Genomic DNA, 16877 nt, shown 5'->3' on the forward strand with positions numbered 1-16877 from the left:
TTAGTTCGAAAGACTGAGCCACGACGGCGTCTTGCTGTCCTCGAACAGCGACAGAACCTTCAACCGCGACCGGGTGCGCGCATGGTCTTCATGCAGATGATGGCGCAGGGCCGCTGCCGCGCCGCACCCGTCACCCAGCAACAGATGATCGACCACCAGCAGATGCTCGGCGATCATGTCACGATCATCGGGCGTGGTGACATACTTGCGAAAGGAGTCATTCACGACATGATCCAGTTGCAGACGCATCAATATATCGAACATCTGGCGATTTTTCAGCGCTTCAAGGCAACTGATATGCAGCGCGCTCTCAAGCTCCATCAGTCTCGGCGGCGAAAGCGCCGGTCCCTCATTCGCGGCATTGCGCAGGACGGTGCGCATATTCACCAGCTCGGCACGCGGCAGGTTTCGCGCGACTTGCGCCAGGGCGGCAGGCTCAAGCAGAATGCGCACGGCATGCGCATCATCCAGCATCTGCACGGAAAGCGGGCCCGTCGTCCAGTGCGAGGACCGGCTTTTGCTGACCAGACCTTCGGAATCCAGCCGCGCCAGCGCCTCATGTGCCACCGTGCGCGAGACACCAAAGGCCTCGGCGACGGCACTTTCAGAAATCTGGAACTTCCCGAAGGGAATAACCTTGAGAAGCTGATCCTTGAGCTCTTCATGCACCTGCCCCCAGCGCGGCGCCAGAGGCGTGCTGTTGAGATTGTCCATCATCGACAGATCAAGGTCGAGCAGATGCAGGTTCTCGCGCACGAGCGCTGTCTGGAAATCGGCGCTTCCGACGCAATACCCCTGCCCCGGAAGGGCGCTCAACATCCCCTCCTGCATCAGCAATTCCATTGCGCGTTTCGCAGGCGGACGGCTTACGCCAAGGCGCTCGGCCACAGCCGCCGTGAACAACCGCATCCCCGGCGGAAGCTTTCCGATTGTGATGTTATGAGCCAAGACATCCCTGACCATCTCATAATAGTTCTGGCGCATGGCAAGCCCGGTGTTAAGCAACTAGCTCTGCGCGTCTAGCATGCGCGATGACAGTTGTCATTTGCCTCGCAACCGCACATTGCGCGGGCCATCCTCGCGCCAGGCCGCGCGGTGCAACCAGACGCGCCCCTCAGGGTCCTTCTGCCGTCGGGCGCCCTGCGCGATTAGCGCTGTTGCGCGCGCGGCGAAAGTGGCAGTCTGCTGCGCGCAGCTGTCAAGGATTGTGTCCGTTTTGAACCGCCCGGAAGTATTCGACGCCACGCCTTCGGGCAGGTCCGTGCCATGTCTGTCCGCCTGATCCTGACCCGCCGCTGGCTGCGGGAGGAGTGGCTGCTCGTGCTGCTTCTTGCCCTGTTGCCGGTCATGCTGTGGCAGGTGCCGACCGGACCCAGGGCAATTGTCGCGCTGGTGGACTGGAAGACGATCGGCGCGCTTGCCGGGCTGATGGTGCTCAGCAGAGGGCTTGAGGCGAGTGGGCTGATTGACCGGGCCGGCCGGACGGTTATCGCGCGATTGCGCAGCGAGCGCAGGCTGGCGACAGCACTGGTCTTGTTCGCGGCGATGCTTTCGGCAGTGGTGACCAATGACGTTGCCCTTTTTGTCACTGTGCCGCTGACGCTTGCCCTTTCGCGCCACGTGGCCCTGCCGACCGGACGGTTGGTGATCTTTCAGGCACTGGCGGTCAATGCGGGCTCTGCCCTCTCGCCGGTGGGCAACCCGCAGAACCTGTTCCTGTGGCAGGTCTCGGGCGTTGGGTTCGGAGAGTTTTTGCTGGCAATGGCGCCGCTGACCACCGTCATGATGGCGATCCTGTTGGCGCTGGTCCCTCTGGCCTTCGGCAGACGGCAACTGGCCCTGACCAGAATGGAGACGCCGCTGGCGTTGCAGCCAGGGCTGATGGCAGTGTCGCTGGCGGCCTATCCGCTGTTCCTGTTTCTGGTGAACGCAGGCCTGGCGGTACCGGCTGCCGGGGTCGTGATCGTGCTCTACCTCATCGCCTTCCGGGCGGTGCTGCGCTGGGTGGACTGGCCGCTGCTGCTGGTCTTTTTCCTGATGTTCGTCAATCTGGGTCTTCTGGGCCGGATGCCCGCCATTGCCGCAGCGGTGCCGGCGGCGCTGGAACTGCCCGGCGGCGTCTATGCGGTGAGCGCGGCGCTGTCACAGGGAATGTCAAACGTGCCGGCCGCGATCTTCCTGGCACCATTCACCGGGGACTGGCGCGCGCTGGCATGGGGCGTCAGCGTCGGCGGCTTCGGGCTGGCGATCGGCTCGCTCGCCAACCTGATCGCACTGCGCCTTGTGCGGGAGGCGGGTCTGTGGCGGCAGTTCCACCTCTGGTCAGTGCCGATGTTCGCCCTGAGCTTCGCTGCCGGACTGCTCCTGACCGCGCTTTAAAAGATCCCGCCGCAACGGACCTGCAGGGCAACGCGGCAACGCGCGCATGCAGTCCGGGATGCAGCACGGCGGCAGACGTGCCCCTGCGCCGCCTTTGCCTTGACATGCGGCGCCTGTCCGTTCAGGCGGCGCCGTTCATCGCGCCAAGCGACGCTGGCGCGTCAACGGAGGCCATGAGGGAAGACGGAAGCAGATACCTGCCCGTTACCTTCGGCCACCGCTGTCGCATGCGGCGGGTTGCAACGAGGACATGAGCCGGGGTCGCCTCCGTGAGCACGTGGTCAAGGTTGCGCGACAAATTCTGCGGTCTGGCACTGCCCGGTGACACGGCGTGAAGCGGTGTCCGTTCACGTCGGGGCCTTGTGCCCGAAGGCCAAGCGGTTAGAACAAAAGGGCAGTCCCGGAAAAACGGGGCTGCACGGAACGACGGAGACCCGCTCTTGCACAATCACAGCTTTCTTCAGCGGCAATGGCTCAAGGTGTCACGTCTGGCCTTCTGGCTGGCGGTTCTGCTGCCCTTGTCGGTGGCGATCGGATCGGCGGTCGCGCTGTTTCTGTGGTCGCTGGAGCGGGCGACGCAGGCGCGGTTTGATCTGCCCTGGCTGATCTTTCTGATGCCGGTGGCAGGCTTTGCGATGGTCTGGGCCTATCAGCGGTTCGGCGGCGCTTCGGGCGGCGGCAACAACCTGATTGTCGATGAAATCCACCAGCCCGGCGGCGGCGTGCCCTTGCGCATGGCACCTTTCATTCTGGTCTCGACGGTGCTGACCCATCTGGTCGGCGGCTCGGCCGGGCGTGAGGGGACAGCGGTCCAGATCGGCGGCGCACTGGCCGGGGGCCTCGGACGGTGGCTTCATCTGGACGCGCCAACCATGCGCATTCTCCTGATCTGCGGGATCGCGGCAGGCTTTGGCGCGGTCTTCGGCACGCCGCTGGCCGGCGCTATCTTTGCGCTGGAGGTGCTGATGATCGGGCGCATCCAGTATGACGCGCTGCTGCCCGCGCTGCTGGCGGCGCTGATCGGCGACTGGACGGTTCTGGCATGGGGCGTTGGCCATGTGCATTACGAGATCAGCTTCATCCCCACCGATGTGGTCGGCTGGTTCGGGGTGGACATGCTGCTCTTGTCCAAGGTCGCCGTGGCGGGGCTGATCTTCGGCCTGTGCGCACGCGCCTTTGCCGAGGTATCGCACGGGCTGACGGCACTGTGGTCGCGGTTCGTGCCTTACGCGCCGCTGCGCCCGGTCATCGCCTCGGTGCTGATCATCGGCCTGGTCTATCTGCTGGACACCCGCGCCTACCTGGGCCTTGGCGTCTGGAGCGCGATCCCCGGCGACCCCACGCTGATCGGGTTTCTGCAGCCGGACCAGACAGATTACACCAGCTGGTTCTGGAAGTTCCTCTTCACCGTGATCACCCTGTCCGCCGGGTTCAAGGGTGGCGAGGTGACGCCCCTGTTCTTCATCGGCGCCGCCCTTGGTGTGGCGCTTGGCTCGCTGATGGGGGTGCCCACCGATCTGATGGCCGCCATCGGCTTTGTTGCCGTCTTTGCCGGGGCCACCAACACGCCGCTGGCCTGCGTGATCATGGGGATCGAGCTGTTTGGCGCAACTCACGCCGTGCCGCTGGCCATCGGCTGCTTCGTGGCCTATGCCGCCTCCGGCCATGCGTCGATTTATGGCACGCAGCGGATCGCGGTCCCCAAGACGCGCATCGCCCGGCAGCCCGACACCGCAACACCCCTCAACCAATGGCGCCGCTCGCGCCGGTCTGGCGCGAACAAAAAGGATCCGGCCGATGACTGATCTTCCGACCCGGCAGGGTGGATCGCAGAAAACGCCGACAGCCTGTCCTTACTGTCGCGACGGGTCCATCTCTGCCATCGCGAACCTGCAGCACCCATATTTTTTCTGAGGTTATGTCGCTCCGGCGGCGGACAGTCTTGCCACTTCGTCGGGTCATTTTCTGCCACGACGATGCGTCCGCAGAAACAATGAAGCCACTCTGATAGGCGAATTGCCGCCAGCAAGCACTCTCACGTGACCCTGGCTTGACGGAGGGCGGTTTTGCGGATTTAGCGTAAATTCGCTGCGGTTGTGCCAAAGTGCTTCTACGAAGCCTGCGCCATGCTCGCAATTTAGTGGCGGCATGGCGCGACGGCTTCAACCATCACCGCCCGCATTCAAGCCGCGTTGGCGATAAGTTCAGTCCTAGCGGCAAGGCAACGGCGCACCATCGTCTGACTTTGCTATCGTGTGCCGCGCGAAGCCCGACGTAAATCTTCCGCACTTGTCCGGCGCTTGTGTCGGATCGTTGACAGCACGCTCAGGACGACGACAAGCACGGCTGTCGCCAGAAACAATGCGCTGACCGGAGAGGTCAGAAACACAACAGGATCGCCACGGCTGATCAAAAGCGCCCGCCTGAGGTTTTCCTCCATCATCGGGCCGAGGATGAGGCCGAGCAGGAGCGGAGAAGCGGGGCAGTCAAGCTTCGACAGAAGATATCCCACCGCGCCGAGGCCAGCGAGAAGCATGACCTGAAACGGGCTGTTCGCAACGCTGAACACGCCGATGCACAGAAAGACCATGATCGCGGGAAAAAGCAGCCGGTACGGGATCGACAGGATGCGCACCCAAATCCCGATAAAGGGAATATTCACCAGGAGCAGCAGGATGTTTGCAACAAGCATGCTGGCGAGCAGACCCCAGAAAAGCTCAGGATGCTGCGAAATAACGCGAGGGCCCGGCGCAATGCCGTGCATAATCAGCGTACCGAGTATGAGGGCGCCGACAGCGTCCCCGGGAATTCCAAGCGTCAGCGTCGGGACATATCCGGTCTGGGCGGCGGCGTTGTTTGCCGCTTCCGGTGCGACCACTCCCTCAATCGCGCCCGTGCCGAATGTTTCGGGTCTGGATGAGACGCGCCTTTCGACCATATAGGCAATGAACGAAGATACCGTCGGCCCCGCGCCGGGCAGCGCCCCCAGAAAGGCGCCGACACCGGTCCCGCGCAACATCGCACCGACCGAGCGCCGGGCCTCGTCACGGCTGGGCAGTAAACCGCGCCAGTTCAGTTCCGGCCTGATCTTTCGCGGCTCTTGATTCGATTCAAGGTTTCTGATGACCTCGGTGAGGCCAAAGAATGCCATCGCGACAACGATGAAGCTTAGCCCCTCAGACAGAATGGGCGTGCCGAAGGTGAAGCGGCGCGCACCGGAAACGATATCCGTGCCCACCAGACCCATCAGCAAGCCCAGAAGCACCATGCCGATCGAACGCAACAGATCACCGCTTGCCGCCGCTGCCGCCGCAACAAGCCCCAGAAGCATCATGCTGAAGTATTCGGGCGCACCGAAGCTGAGCGCCACGCGCACGATGGACGGCGCGACGAGGAACACTGCCAGCAGCGCCACGCATCCGCCAACGAATGAGGCCACGGCGGTCATGAACAGCGCAACCCCTGCGCGCCCCTGCTGGGCCATCGGATAGCCATCCAGAGACACCACAGCCGAGGCCGGGGTGCCCGGCATATTGAGCAGGATGGATGATGTTGAACCGCCGTAGAGTGCCCCGTAGAGAATGCCCGAAAGCATGATCACCGCACCGACCGGATCCAGCCCGAAGGTGAAGGGAAGCAGCATCGAGATTGCGGTGACGGCGCCCAGACCGGGCAGCACACCGACCAGCGTACCGACGACGACGCCAACCAGGCAATAGAACAGGTTTTCCCAACTGAGCGCGACGGTGAAGCCGAGTGCGATATTGTCGACGAGTTCCATCACCACCTCCAGATGCGCATGGGCAAACCAAGCAGTTCAATGAAAACCACCCATGAAAACGCCGCCATGCCGATTGCAACCAGCACAATCTCGCGCCAGCGCGTCGTGGTGCTGGCGGCACCCGCCAGAACGACGCACAGGACACAGGCCACCACCAAGCCGAACCTGTTGATCGTCAACGCAAAGGCAAATACCGACGCGGTAAGCAATATGAGCGGGCGAAGATAAAGCCGCGGAACGGCGGTGCCGGCTGCGGCCTGCACAAGCGCCTTCACCATCATCGCGGTGCCCACGAGGCACAATACACCGCCAATACCGACCGGCAGATAGCCGGGACCCATCCGCCTTGCAGTACCTAAACCATAGCTGGTGCCCATGTAGGCAAATGAAAGACCGATAAAGGCGAACACGAGGCCTGCTGCGAAGTCCTTGCTCCGCAATCTCATTGACCAGGCCTGTCCGCCCTCAGACATAGCAGGGTCCTTCGATCAGCGGGTGACGGCGCACGAAGTCCTCATCGACCTCCACGCCCAGGCCGGGCCCTTCGGGTGCAAGCACAAGCCCCTCCGCATCGACATCGAACCTCGTATCGGCCAGTTCCGTCCTGAACAGGTTATGACCGGACACATCGGCTTCGAAATAGCCTGGATTGTCGATCGCGGACAGAACATGCAGCGAAGCAGCCATGTTGAGCGAGGTCATCGAGCTGTGCGGATTGAGGGCCATACTTTTGGCCGAGGCCATCGCTGCAATACGCATGACTTCGGTTACGCCTCCCGATTTAGAGATGTCAGGCTGAATGATCTGCACGGCGCCCTGATCGAACAGACGCTGGAACTCGAACCGGGTGTAGTGGTTCTCACCTGCGGCGATAGGCACCGTTGTGGCCCTTGCCGCGCGGGCGTAGGCGTCGTCGTCATACGGTGAGAATGGCTCTTCGAGCCAGCCGATATTGGCCCCTTCCAGAACGGGCGCCATAGCGCGCACATCGGATATGCTATACGCTGTGTTCGCATCGCATAGCAGTCCGATCCCGTCGTCGATGCCATTGCGCACGAAGTTGATGCGTTGTGCATCCCTGTCGATCCTGTCGCCAACGCGCAGCTTGAGCGCACGGTAACCATTGGCGATGTGCTGCTTCGCCTCATCCAGAAGTGCTTCCGGAGCCTGGTATCCGAGGCTCAGCCCCCCGCCATAAGCTTTCACAGCCCGCCGCCCACCGCCGAGCATCCGGTAGAGAGGCCAACCGACAGCCTTGCCGCGCAGGTCCCAGATTGCCATATCGATGCCGCTCATGGCAATTGCGGTCCCTGCCCCAAAGCCATGGGATGAAAGATGGCCACGATGCAAGGTCGTCCAGGCACCCACCACATCAAAAGCATCCTTGCCGATGATCATTGGCGCCAAGGTCGTCTCGATAAGCTTGGCAATGGCGCCGGGTGAGCGACCGTGATGGGCCTCTCCCCAGCCGACAAGGCCATCTTCGCCGCTCACCTTCACCAGAACGGCGTCGCGCTTGACCATGCGACCGACCCCCATCCTGAATTCGGCGTTTTCAGGCATCAGATGCGAAACCGGAAACACATCGATTCGCGTTATCTTCATATCCGTTCCCTCATGTTGTCGCGGTGCATTTTCCGGCTCCGCAAAGTCTCTCTTGCCAAAAGCTGTAATATTCCATAACAGCTTTAGCAAGACAAAACAGCGAGGTTCTTCGATGCCCAAACAGACCCTGATGAAGCGCGATCCCTTATGGGTCCCGTTGCTCTCGCATTATCGCGACGATGGCAGCATTGATCATGACCGCATGAAAGCGCATCTGGATCAACTTGCCGCGCACGTGACGCAGATCATGCTGGCAGGCTCAACCGGAGATGGCTGGGAGATCGGAAACGACCGCCTTTCCTCACTGGTCGATTTCGCGGCGCGCGCGATGGGCGCAGGCACGCGCCTGATGGTCGGAACGCTGGCGCCGGGCACCGATGATGTTATTGCGCGCGTCAATCTTGTTGAAAGCCAGGTTGCCGCCGACCCTGCCCTTGCTGAGCGTTTTGTAGGGGTTACGGTTTGCCCGCCGGTTGAGCCCGGTGCAGATCAGGAGAGGATTATGGCGCATTACAACGCGGTGTTCGCGCGCACATCAAGTCAGGTATCGGTGTATCAGTTGCCGCAGGTAACCGGATGCACGATCATGCCTGAAACGTTCAGCAAGCTCGCAACCAACCCGCGTGTCATCATGTTCAAGGATAGTGGCGGCTCTGATGAGGTTGCCGAAAGTGTGGCGGATTGCGGGCAGGTGTCCATGCTTCGCGGCGCCGAAGGAGGTTACGCAGAGGCTGTCAGTGGTCAGGGATACGGAGGCTGGCTTCTGAGTTCCGCCAATGCCTTTGGCAAAGAGTTGCGCGAAATCGAGGCGGCACTGCGCCAGGGTGACATGGAAAAGGCAACGCGCCTGTCTGACACCTTGGGCAAACTTATTTCACGCCTCTTTGCCGCAGCCAGCGATGAGAGTGGGGCGAATGCATTCTCCAACGCGAACAGGGCCGCTGACCATCTTCGCGCCTATGGGAAAAGCTGGAAATCCGCACCCGCGCCCTATAAGCAAAACGGTGAACGCCTGTCGCAAAGCCTGATTGCACAGGCTGCAGACATATGTGCTGAAATGATCGACCTTGCAGAGGCGGGCTATCTGCATCGGTAACCAGACCTTGGCGAGGTATGCCACGTTGACATGGACAAGTATAAAGCCGGCTCAACAGCGACGCCTCGGTGATGCGGTTTATGAAGCACTTGAGCGCCTGATCCGAAACGGTGAGTTGCGCGCGGGCCAGAAGCTGGCCTCGGAAGAAGAGTTGAGCAATCGGTTTGAAGTGTCGCGGCCTGTGGTGCGCGCGGCGCTCAAGCAATTGCGTGAACAGGGCTTTATCGTATCACGCAAGGGCTCCGGGTCTTTCGTTTCGACCGACAGGCCGTTTCATGAGCCACCCAATGCCGCAGCACTGCGTCTCAAATTGACGCTCCATGCGCTCGAATACCGAAGAAGCGTTGAACCGGCGGCCGCACGCTATGCGGCGCTGCGCCGCGGCAGCGATGAGTTGCGCGCCCTTGACAAGGCCCTCGATGCTTTCAGGACATCCGTGAGTGGACCGGATCCATCGCGTGTCGATTTTCTTTTCCACACGGCTGTGGCGGCAGCCTCGCTCAATGATCACTTCGTTCAGGCGATAGCACTGATCGGTTATGATATCGATCTGGGCATCACGCTTGCCACACATCTCAGCAAGATCGGCCATGAGGAGCGTCGCCGCGCCATCTTTGTCGAGCATAAGGCCATCGTCGATGCGATCCGCAATCAGGACCCTGAAGGGGCTGAGGCCGCCATGCTCCGCCATCTGGAGTATGCTCAGGCCCGGGTGATCGCTCGCGGCGAGGCGGTGGGTGCGACTGCCTATTGAGAGTCCTTAAGCCACAGGGCTGTTGACGTCAAAGCTGTAATAACAGATAACAGCTTTAGGGGCGCGGGAGGCGAACCATATGAAGACATCAGCGGGAGGAAATATAATGACATACAGAAAGCCATTTCTTGGCGTGCTGGCGGGGATTGCCATGCTGGCGGGCTCGCCCATCGTGGCGCAGAATTTTCCGAATGACACCATAACCGTCGTCGTGGCCTACCCACCCGGCGGCTTCAACGATACCGTGGCCCGGATGATCGCGGAAAGCCTCAGTCAAACGCTGGGTGTGTCAACCGTGGTCGATAACCGACCCGGTGGTGGCACGGTTGTGGGAACGGATGTTGTGGCACGGGCCGCACCCGACGGATACACTATCGGCATCTCGCCTTTCGCTTTTGCCGTGAACCCCGGCCTGTTCGACGATCTTCCCTATGACACTGACACGGACTTCGATCACGTCATCATACTGGGGGATTCGTTTAACGTCCTGGCCGCCCGCAATGACTTCCCGGCGGACAATACTGCCGAGTTGGTCGCCTATGCGCGCGAAAATCCTGGTGACATCAACTATGCTTCAGCCGGAAACGGGTCTTCAAACCACCTTTCCGCTGAACTCTTCAACTATCTGGCAGGGACCGACATGGTCCATATTCCCTACGGTGGCAGCGCGCCCGCGCGCACAGACCTGATCGCAGGGCGGGTCGACGTGATGTTCGACAACTACACGAACCTTGCCGAACTCGTTGCCAACGGCGATATCAAGGCGCTCGGCATCACACTGCAGGAAGAAAGCGATCTCATGCCGGGAATTGCGCCGGTTTCTGATGCTCTGGAAGGATACGAGGTCACAACCTGGTGGGGCGTCCTCGCACCGGCGGGCCTTTCCGAGGAAGCCATGGGCACCCTGAATCAGGCGCTGAACGCGTTCCTCCAGGCCGAATCCACCATCCAGGCGTTTGCCCGCGAAGGCGCAACCATCATCGGTGGCAGCCCGGAAGATGCGGAAGCCTATGTGCGCAGGCAGGTCGAGCAGTGGCGCCCGATCGCTGAAGAAGTCGAAATGTCCGTCGACTGAACCGATCCGCCTGAACCGGACATCGAGAGGACCATGAAGTGAACGGATCACAGATCAGCCACGACAGGCCGGGCGGGCGCCCCACCATGCCGATCGTCCTCTTGACCGACCCGATAGACTCCGTCGCGATCGCGCCGCTCAAGGCGATTGCGACGGTTGTCACGCTGGGGGAGCCCGGCTTTGAAACGTTCGATCGCGCCATGCCGAAGGCGGAGGTGGTGATCGTGCGCAGGAACATACCGCCTGAGACCCTCGCGAGCGCGACGCGCCTGCGCGCGCTGATCAGGAACGGTGTCGGACTGGATTTCATTCCGGTCGAACTTGCCTCCAGGCAAGGCATCGCGGTGGTCAATACGCCCGGCGTCAATGCAAGAAGTGTTGCCGAGGCCAGCATCGGCTTGATGCTGGCAGGCTTTCGCGGCCTTGCACACAAGGACCGGATGATCCGTGTCGGCCAATGGCAGGACTTGCGGCAGGCCGCTTTCCACGAGCGCGAGATCTCCGGAATGAAGCTTGGGCTTGTTGGATATGGCGCCATCGCCCGCGAAATCGCGCGGATCGCCCATTTTGGCTTCGGTATGGAGGTGAGCGCGGTCAGCCGGTCGGGGCACACCGAGACTGCGATTGCGCGCGCGACAAACCTGGATGACGTCCTGTCCAGCAGCGATGTCATCATTCTTGCGTGCCCCCTCAACGATCAGACACGCGGAATGATCGACGGCGCAGCCCTCGCACGCATGAAGCGAGGGGCGGCGCTGATCAATATCGCGCGCGGACCGGTTGTTGACGAAGCCGCGCTCATTGCGGCGCTGCGCACCAAACATCTGGCCTTCGCGGCGCTGGATGTCTTCGACCAACAGCCGCCTCATGCGCAAAATCCGTTGCTCGCGCTGGAAAATGTCGTGATGTCACCGCATACCGCAGGCATAACCCGTGAAGCGATGCGCAGGATGAGCGATTTGTCGGTCGAAGAAGCAATGCGCGTTCTTAAATTGAAGCGCCCCATTAATCTCGTGAACCCAGACGCGTGGGAGCAGATCACCGCGAGATGGCATGAAAGATAGAACCACCCCGCGACAACCGGTCGAGCATCTGTTGATTGCCACTGAAATTTGACCCGGCATTGTTGAGCTACACCCCGAAAGGCGTAAGCATCCGGCCAAGGCCGTGGACGGTGGCGGTGCTCAGGGTGTGCCTTTGGGCGCTTTGGGTTTGCCGGGCCGCGGAAGCCGGCGCCACCGGCCCTGCCCATTGCCGCCTGGACCACCGCATGCAGCCGACCGCTTCCAGCGCGATAGGCGAGATCTCTTCGGCCCCCTTCTTGCCCTTGCGGGCTGTGGCCTTGATGTCGGCCAGTTCGAAGAACTTGCGCCGTGCATGCGACCAGCACAGCGCGCTCAGGACCGGCGCGGGCCTGTGGCTGGCATGATAGAGATCGTTGTAACTGCCGTAGGCATCGGCTTGCAGGGTGCCGGTCCGGCCCGCCAGATGACGGGTTGGGTGTTCTTTCCTGCGGTCGATTGAGAAGGAATAGAGCGCTGCCGGCGGCAGCGCTCGGCCTGCCGGTTCAGGGGTTGGTGCTGGCCAAACTTCTCAAACAGCACCATGGCCGGCAGGCTGGGACCGGCCCATCCCCGTGGGGTGGAATGGCCGCCGGCGGCTGGCTGATCCTCTCACAATCCCGGCAGATGCTCGGGGAACGGCTTGCGGGCGGGACGGTGGCGATCAAAAGCCGCGACCGTGGTCTTCGCAGCAGCGGCATCCGCCTTTGCCCGATCCTGCTCAAGGTCCGTCTTGAGGTCCTCAAGCTGCATTTCGAGTTGCTCGACAGCCGGGCATGACGTTCGGCGCTGTGGCCATATTGCTCGCGCCGAAGTTGCCACAAAAGCTTAATCAGGTCGCCCCTGCGGCCGACGAAGCGCAGCAATACGGCTCTGACGTCGCTCTGCCCGGTGCTGACCGCCAGGCGCGCGTTGTTGCCGGGATGCAGTGCCCACTCCGCGAAATGAGCATGCAGACTCATCGGTTCCTCCTCGTCGTCAAGAAGCGGTTTTTGTCCCCGGTTAGCAGCTAAAATAGCGCTGCCACTCAAATTCGGTGATGCGTTGAGCCTGCCAGGTTGCAAAGGCCTCCATCTCGTTGCGGCGGCTGGCGGCGTAATGGCTGTGAAAAGCGGGGCCAAAGCTATCGCGGCAGAAGGCGGAGGCCTCGAAGGCGGCAAGCGATCCGGCCAGATCGGCGGGCAGTGGCGTGACGCCCTCGCAACCCTGCGGATCACCGGCGCAGGCGGGCGCAGGCTCCAGCGCGCGTTCGATCCCGTCTGCCCCGGCATGGAGAATGGCGGCGGTGGTCAGATAGGGGTTCACATCGGCCCCGGCGAGGCGGTGCTCGAACCGGCAGGCCCCGGCATTAGGGGTGGTGATGGCGCGAATGGCGGTCATGCGGTTCTCATACCCCCAGGACACATCCTGCGGCGACCATGCGCCCCGGTCAAACCGCCGGTATGAGTTGATGTTGGGCCGGAAGAACACATGCGTTTCCTCCATATGCGCCAGCATCCCGGCCAGAAACTGCCGCCCCGGCGCGCTGATCGCGCCCTGCCCGGCTGCCAGCGCGGGCTTATCCCCCTGCCACAGGCTGATGTGGTGATGCGCGCCGCAGGCACTGTGCTTGCCCGGCGGCTGAAAGCGGGTCATGAAGGTGGCGACCAGCCCGCGTTCGGCACACAACTCGCGCAGATGCAGCTTGGCGCGAACCGCGTCATCGGCGGCCTCCAGTGCGGGTTTCGGGGTCAGGGCGAATTCATACATGCCGTAGCCGTATTCGGTCACGAACGAGGCCACGCCGATGCCCAGGGACTCCAGCCGCAGCATGAATTCGCGCACCAGATCCTGATAATCGCCCGAGCGCACGAGATCATAATTGGTCAGCGTCCCGCCCCAGGGCTTCAGGCTGCTGAACCGGCCCTCGCGCATCAGATCCTGATCAGCGAAGAAGATGCCGAATTCGTATTCCAGCGCCACCCGGGCCTCATACCCCAGCGCGCGCAGCCGCGCATCAGCGGCGGTCAGGATATGGCGCGGGTCCATCGGGCAAGGGGTGCCATCCAGCATATAGCCGCTGGAAATGACCGAGGCCGTATCGCGCTGCCAGCCATGCTGGCGCAGGCTTGACGGATCGGACAGGGCGCAGATGTTGGGATAGCCGTTCTCATCGCAGGCCAGCGGGCTGGGAAAAGCGGTGTCGCCGATGGGCTCGCCGTCGCCATAGGTCACGCAATAGAGGATGGCATTGAGCGCATCGCCACTGACTGACACCTTGAGCGGCGACAGTTTGGAGCGCAGGCCGCCATTGGTATCGACCACATGGCTTTGCAGAAACTGCACCCCGTCGTTTTTCAACCGTTTCACCAGCGCCTCGATCTGCGGCGCATTGGCGGCTGCCTGTTCGGCCATATTCATTGGTCTGCCTCTCCCGTTGTGCGTGTGGCATTGCCGCTGCGGCGCCGCGCGGCCTTGCTGCGTATGTACTCATCCAGTTCCATCCGCCCGGCCAGCCCCTGCGGCCGCAGCGCCATGCCCAGCACGATCACGAACCCCAGCGCCACGCCTGACAGGCCCAGCATCTGCGGCAGTGCGATCACCCCCAGATCGACGCCGCTTTCAGCATGGCGGATCACCTCCAGCCCTGCCGACAGCAGCACGGTTCCCAGAACCGCGCCGGTGACCGTGCCCATCCCGCCAAGGATCAGCATGGCAAGCGTCAGGAAAACCTGCTGAAAGTAAAAGGCGCGCGGGCTGATGGTGCCGGTCAGATAGGCAAACATTACCCCTGCCCCGCCGCAAATCAGCGCCGAGACAATCCACGCGCGGCGGCGCAGGCCGGTAACATCCAGCCCGATGGCGCGCGCCGCCTGCGGGTCTTGCGCCGTGGCGCGCAGCTGCATGCCGGAGCGGCTTTCGCGGAACACACGCGCCAGCACCACGGTAGCCGCCGCGCCAAGCGCCACGCCCCACAGGCCCAGTTCCCGCGGGATGCCGAAGAAGGCCTGATTGCCCTTGAACAGCGCGGGCCAGTTCAGGAACATGCCGTGGCAGATGATCAGAAAGGCAAGGCTGACAATGGTTGCCGCCACGCCCGAAAGCCGGGAGATGATCAGCCCGCTCACCAGCGCAATCACCCCCACCACCGCCAGCGCCAGAACCGCTGCCATCAACGGCGAAAACTGGACATGTGCCAGCCCGAAGGGTGCGTTCGGGATCGACAGCGCCTTCATCGCCAACGGGGTTGCCAGAATCGCCGCGCCGTAAGCGCCCAGCCCGACAAAGGCGCTGTGCCCCAGATGCACGACGCCCGAATTGCCCATGTAGACCTGCAAGCCCAGCACGATCATCAGATTGATCATCGCCGACGCCGCAAGGTGGCGGTAATAGCCCGGTGCCGCGACGTCGATCAGCAGCGCCAGTGCCAGCACCGGCAGCGCCGTGATCAGCCCGCCGACAAGGGCGCGCTTCAGCCAGCGGCGGCGCGTAGCGGGGAAGAGTGCGGATGTTGTCATCGCTCAGGCTTCCTTGTCGCCCAGTTCGCGCCGCGCGCCGATCAGCCCCTCAGGGCGAACAAGCAACAGCGCGATGACGATGCAATAGGTCAGGGTTTCCTTGATGCCGCCGTATTCGGCAGGCAGTGCCACCAGCAACCCCACCTCGATGAAGCCCAGCACCATGCCCCCCAGCGCCGCCCCGGCCAGCGAGCCGAAGCCGCCGATCACGCAGGCCACAAACGCCTTGAGCACCAGCACAAAGCCCATATCCGGCGCCACGCTGCCGCGCCGCGCCAGAATGAACACCGCCGCCACCCCGGCCAGCAGCCCTGACAGCGCAAAGGCCCCCGCGATCACCCGGTTGGCGCGGATGCCCTGCAGGCGCACCATGGCAAAATCACCGGCGGCCGCGCGCATCGCAATGCCCAGCGTGGAGTGGTTGAGAAACCACACCAGCCCACCCCCGGCGACAACCGCTGTGGCAAGCTGCATCAGTTGCAGCGACGACACCGCATAGGGGCCGATCATCAGCGTCTGATTCAGGCCGTTGAGCAGCGGCATCGCCTGCGGGCGGGGCGATATCAGAAGCTGGAACAGGTTTTGCAGGATGATGCTGACCCCGAAAGCGGTCAGCAGCCCGGTTGTCAGCGGGGCCTTGCGCACCGGGCGGAACGCCACCCGCTCCAGCAGGACCGAGGCCGCAACCCCCATCGCCAGCGCCAGCACGATCGCCCCAATGGGCGAGGCCAGGCCCACCGCCACCGCCAGCAGCACCGCATAGGCCGAGGCCGCGATGATCTCGCCATAGGCGAAATTGACCAGCCCCATGATGGAGAACACCACCGCCAGACCAAGTGCCACAAGGGCATATTCAGCGCCAAACGCCAGCGCGTTGAGAAACTGTTGCAGGAAATATTCCATGGCCCGCCTATCCCCCGATATAGAGCGTCATCAGCGTGTCCGGGGCCAGCGCCTGCGCTTCCCCCGCATAGCGCAGCCTGCCCGCGCCCAGCACATAGGCCCGGTCAGCCAGCCGCAGCGCATGGGCGGCATTCTGTTCCACCAGAAGCGTGGTCATCCCTTCGGCCTTCAGATCGGCGATGACCTCGAAAATGCGCTGCACGATCTTTGGCGCCAGCCCCAGCGATGGCTCATCAAGCAGTAAAAGCCGCGGGCGGGTCATCAGCGCGCGGGCGATGGCCAGCATCTGCTGCTCTCCGCCCGAAAGCGTGCCCGCGTATTGACGCAGCCGCGCGCGCAGCACCGGAAACAGGGTCAGAAACTGCTCGGTATCGCGCTTCACGCCCACCCGGTCACGCCGTGTGGCGGCGGCAAGGCGCAGGTTCTCGGCCACCGTCAGGTTGGCGAACACGCGCCGCCCCTCGGGCGAGAGGGCCAACCCGTGCCGGACGCGCGATTCAGGCGGCAGGGCGGAAATGTCCCGCCCGTCCAGAACCACGCGCCCGGTTGCCGGCACGAGGCCGGTAATCGCCCCGATGGTCGAGGATTTGCCCGCCCCGTTCGGCCCCAGAAGCGCCACCAGCTCACCCGCGCCGACCGTCAGGTTCAGCCCCTGCAGCGCCTGCACGGCACCATAGCGCACCGAAAGGTTCTCCAGCGTCAGCACCGCGCTGCCCCGCCCATCAG

14 protein-coding genes and 2 pseudogenes are annotated in these 16877 nt (G+C 62.8%); 7 read left to right on the top strand and 9 right to left on the bottom strand.

Annotation, left to right across the window (positions count from 1 at the left end; all coding sequences use genetic code 11):
- Window positions 1–984 carry a GntR family transcriptional regulator gene (locus V7Q53_RS05690; RefSeq protein WP_333827536.1) on the bottom strand — a complete coding sequence of 328 codons (984 nt, stop codon included), beginning with the start codon at window positions 982–984 and terminating at the stop codon, window positions 1–3.
- 282 nt (window positions 985–1266) lie between these two features.
- Between V7Q53_RS05690 and V7Q53_RS05695 the strand changes: the two genes are divergently transcribed.
- From V7Q53_RS05695 to V7Q53_RS23395, 3 genes and pseudogenes are all read left to right on the top strand, one after another.
- Entirely contained in the window at window positions 1267–2379 is a 1113-nt protein-coding gene (locus V7Q53_RS05695) for an SLC13 family permease (RefSeq protein WP_333827497.1), read from the top strand.
- A gap of 440 nt (window positions 2380–2819) precedes the next feature.
- Complete coding sequence (locus tag V7Q53_RS05700) at window positions 2820–4184, top strand: voltage-gated chloride channel family protein (protein WP_333827498.1); 1365 nt, start codon at window positions 2820–2822, stop codon at window positions 4182–4184.
- Window positions 4185–4486: 302 nt separating this feature from the next.
- Window positions 4487–4576, top strand: a pseudogene (locus V7Q53_RS23395) (integrase core domain-containing protein); the annotation flags it as partial.
- Between the two features lie 51 nt (window positions 4577–4627).
- Here the strand turns inward: V7Q53_RS23395 and V7Q53_RS05705 are convergent.
- From V7Q53_RS05705 to V7Q53_RS05715, 3 genes are read right to left on the bottom strand one after another with little or no spacing between them, the layout of a single operon-like run.
- Window positions 4628–6160 carry a tripartite tricarboxylate transporter permease gene (locus tag V7Q53_RS05705; RefSeq protein WP_333827499.1) on the bottom strand — a complete coding sequence of 511 codons (1533 nt, stop codon included), beginning with the start codon at window positions 6158–6160 and terminating at the stop codon, window positions 4628–4630.
- Entirely contained in the window at window positions 6160–6633 is a 474-nt protein-coding gene (locus V7Q53_RS05710) for a tripartite tricarboxylate transporter TctB family protein (RefSeq protein ID WP_333827500.1), read from the bottom strand. Before V7Q53_RS05710 ends, V7Q53_RS05705 begins: the two co-directional genes overlap by 1 nt.
- Window positions 6626–7765, bottom strand: a complete 1140-nt coding sequence (locus V7Q53_RS05715) for a mandelate racemase/muconate lactonizing enzyme family protein (RefSeq protein ID WP_333827501.1) — start codon at window positions 7763–7765, stop codon at window positions 6626–6628. The genes V7Q53_RS05710 and V7Q53_RS05715 overlap by 8 nt, the downstream gene beginning before the upstream one ends.
- A 112-nt stretch (window positions 7766–7877) precedes the next feature.
- On the opposite strand from V7Q53_RS05715, the gene V7Q53_RS05720 reads away from it, so the two are divergent.
- The 4 genes from V7Q53_RS05720 (at window position 7878) to V7Q53_RS05735 (ending at window position 11754) form a co-directional block, all read left to right on the top strand.
- Window positions 7878–8861, top strand: a complete 984-nt coding sequence (locus V7Q53_RS05720; RefSeq protein WP_333827502.1) for a dihydrodipicolinate synthase family protein — start codon at window positions 7878–7880, stop codon at window positions 8859–8861.
- 25 nt (window positions 8862–8886) lie between these two features.
- A complete protein-coding gene (locus V7Q53_RS05725) occupies window positions 8887–9615 on the top strand; it encodes a FadR/GntR family transcriptional regulator (RefSeq protein WP_333827503.1) in 729 nt (242 codons plus the stop codon).
- Between the two features lie 106 nt (window positions 9616–9721).
- Window positions 9722–10690 carry a Bug family tripartite tricarboxylate transporter substrate binding protein gene (locus tag V7Q53_RS05730; RefSeq protein ID WP_333827504.1) on the top strand — a complete coding sequence of 323 codons (969 nt, stop codon included), beginning with the start codon at window positions 9722–9724 and terminating at the stop codon, window positions 10688–10690.
- Between the two features lie 86 nt (window positions 10691–10776).
- Complete coding sequence (locus V7Q53_RS05735) at window positions 10777–11754, top strand: NAD(P)-dependent oxidoreductase (protein ID WP_333827505.1); 978 nt, start codon at window positions 10777–10779, stop codon at window positions 11752–11754.
- A gap of 214 nt (window positions 11755–11968) precedes the next feature.
- On the opposite strand, the pseudogene V7Q53_RS05740 reads toward V7Q53_RS05735, so the two are convergent.
- The 5 genes and pseudogenes from V7Q53_RS05740 to V7Q53_RS05760 all read right to left on the bottom strand — a co-directional run.
- Window positions 11969–12713, bottom strand: a pseudogene (locus V7Q53_RS05740) (IS66 family transposase); the annotation flags it as partial.
- 40 nt (window positions 12714–12753) lie between these two features.
- The gene (locus V7Q53_RS05745) at window positions 12754–14151 is read right to left on the bottom strand and encodes a glutamine synthetase family protein (protein WP_333827506.1); all 1398 of its coding nucleotides are present in this window, start codon (window positions 14149–14151) and stop codon (window positions 12754–12756) included.
- Window positions 14148–15248, bottom strand: a complete 1101-nt coding sequence (locus tag V7Q53_RS05750; RefSeq protein WP_333827507.1) for a branched-chain amino acid ABC transporter permease — start codon at window positions 15246–15248, stop codon at window positions 14148–14150. The genes V7Q53_RS05745 and V7Q53_RS05750 overlap by 4 nt, the downstream gene beginning before the upstream one ends.
- Before the next feature lie 3 nt (window positions 15249–15251).
- Complete coding sequence (locus tag V7Q53_RS05755; protein ID WP_333827508.1) at window positions 15252–16151, bottom strand: branched-chain amino acid ABC transporter permease; 900 nt, start codon at window positions 16149–16151, stop codon at window positions 15252–15254.
- Between the two features lie 7 nt (window positions 16152–16158).
- Window positions 16159–16857 carry an ABC transporter ATP-binding protein gene (locus tag V7Q53_RS05760; RefSeq protein ID WP_333827509.1) on the bottom strand — a complete coding sequence of 233 codons (699 nt, stop codon included), beginning with the start codon at window positions 16855–16857 and terminating at the stop codon, window positions 16159–16161.
- Window positions 16858–16877: the final 20 nt, after the last annotated feature.

Source organism: Pararhodobacter sp., from assembly GCF_036802785.1.
Lineage (GTDB): Bacteria > Pseudomonadota > Alphaproteobacteria > Rhodobacterales > Rhodobacteraceae > Pararhodobacter.

Excerpts from the sequence above, each read along its gene's own strand:
- V7Q53_RS05710 (WP_333827500.1), bottom strand. The coding sequence starts at position 6,633 with ATGTCTGAGGGCGGACAGGCCTGGTCAATGAGATTGCGGAGCAAGGAC.
- V7Q53_RS05745 (WP_333827506.1), bottom strand. The coding sequence starts at position 14,151 with ATGAATATGGCCGAACAGGCAGCCGCCAATGCGCCGCAGATCGAGGCG.
- V7Q53_RS05720 (WP_333827502.1), top strand. The coding sequence starts at position 7,878 with ATGCCCAAACAGACCCTGATGAAGCGCGATCCCTTATGGGTCCCGTTG.
- V7Q53_RS05755 (WP_333827508.1), bottom strand. The coding sequence starts at position 16,151 with ATGGAATATTTCCTGCAACAGTTTCTCAACGCGCTGGCGTTTGGCGCT.
- V7Q53_RS05715 (WP_333827501.1), bottom strand. The coding sequence starts at position 7,765 with ATGAAGATAACGCGAATCGATGTGTTTCCGGTTTCGCATCTGATGCCT.
- V7Q53_RS05750 (WP_333827507.1), bottom strand. The coding sequence starts at position 15,248 with ATGACAACATCCGCACTCTTCCCCGCTACGCGCCGCCGCTGGCTGAAG.
- V7Q53_RS05735 (WP_333827505.1), top strand. The coding sequence starts at position 10,777 with ATGCCGATCGTCCTCTTGACCGACCCGATAGACTCCGTCGCGATCGCG.
- V7Q53_RS05690 (WP_333827536.1), bottom strand. The coding sequence starts at position 984 with ATGCGCCAGAACTATTATGAGATGGTCAGGGATGTCTTGGCTCATAAC.
- V7Q53_RS05730 (WP_333827504.1), top strand. The coding sequence starts at position 9,722 with ATGACATACAGAAAGCCATTTCTTGGCGTGCTGGCGGGGATTGCCATG.
- V7Q53_RS05705 (WP_333827499.1), bottom strand. The coding sequence starts at position 6,160 with ATGGAACTCGTCGACAATATCGCACTCGGCTTCACCGTCGCGCTCAGT.
- V7Q53_RS05695 (WP_333827497.1), top strand. The coding sequence starts at position 1,267 with ATGTCTGTCCGCCTGATCCTGACCCGCCGCTGGCTGCGGGAGGAGTGG.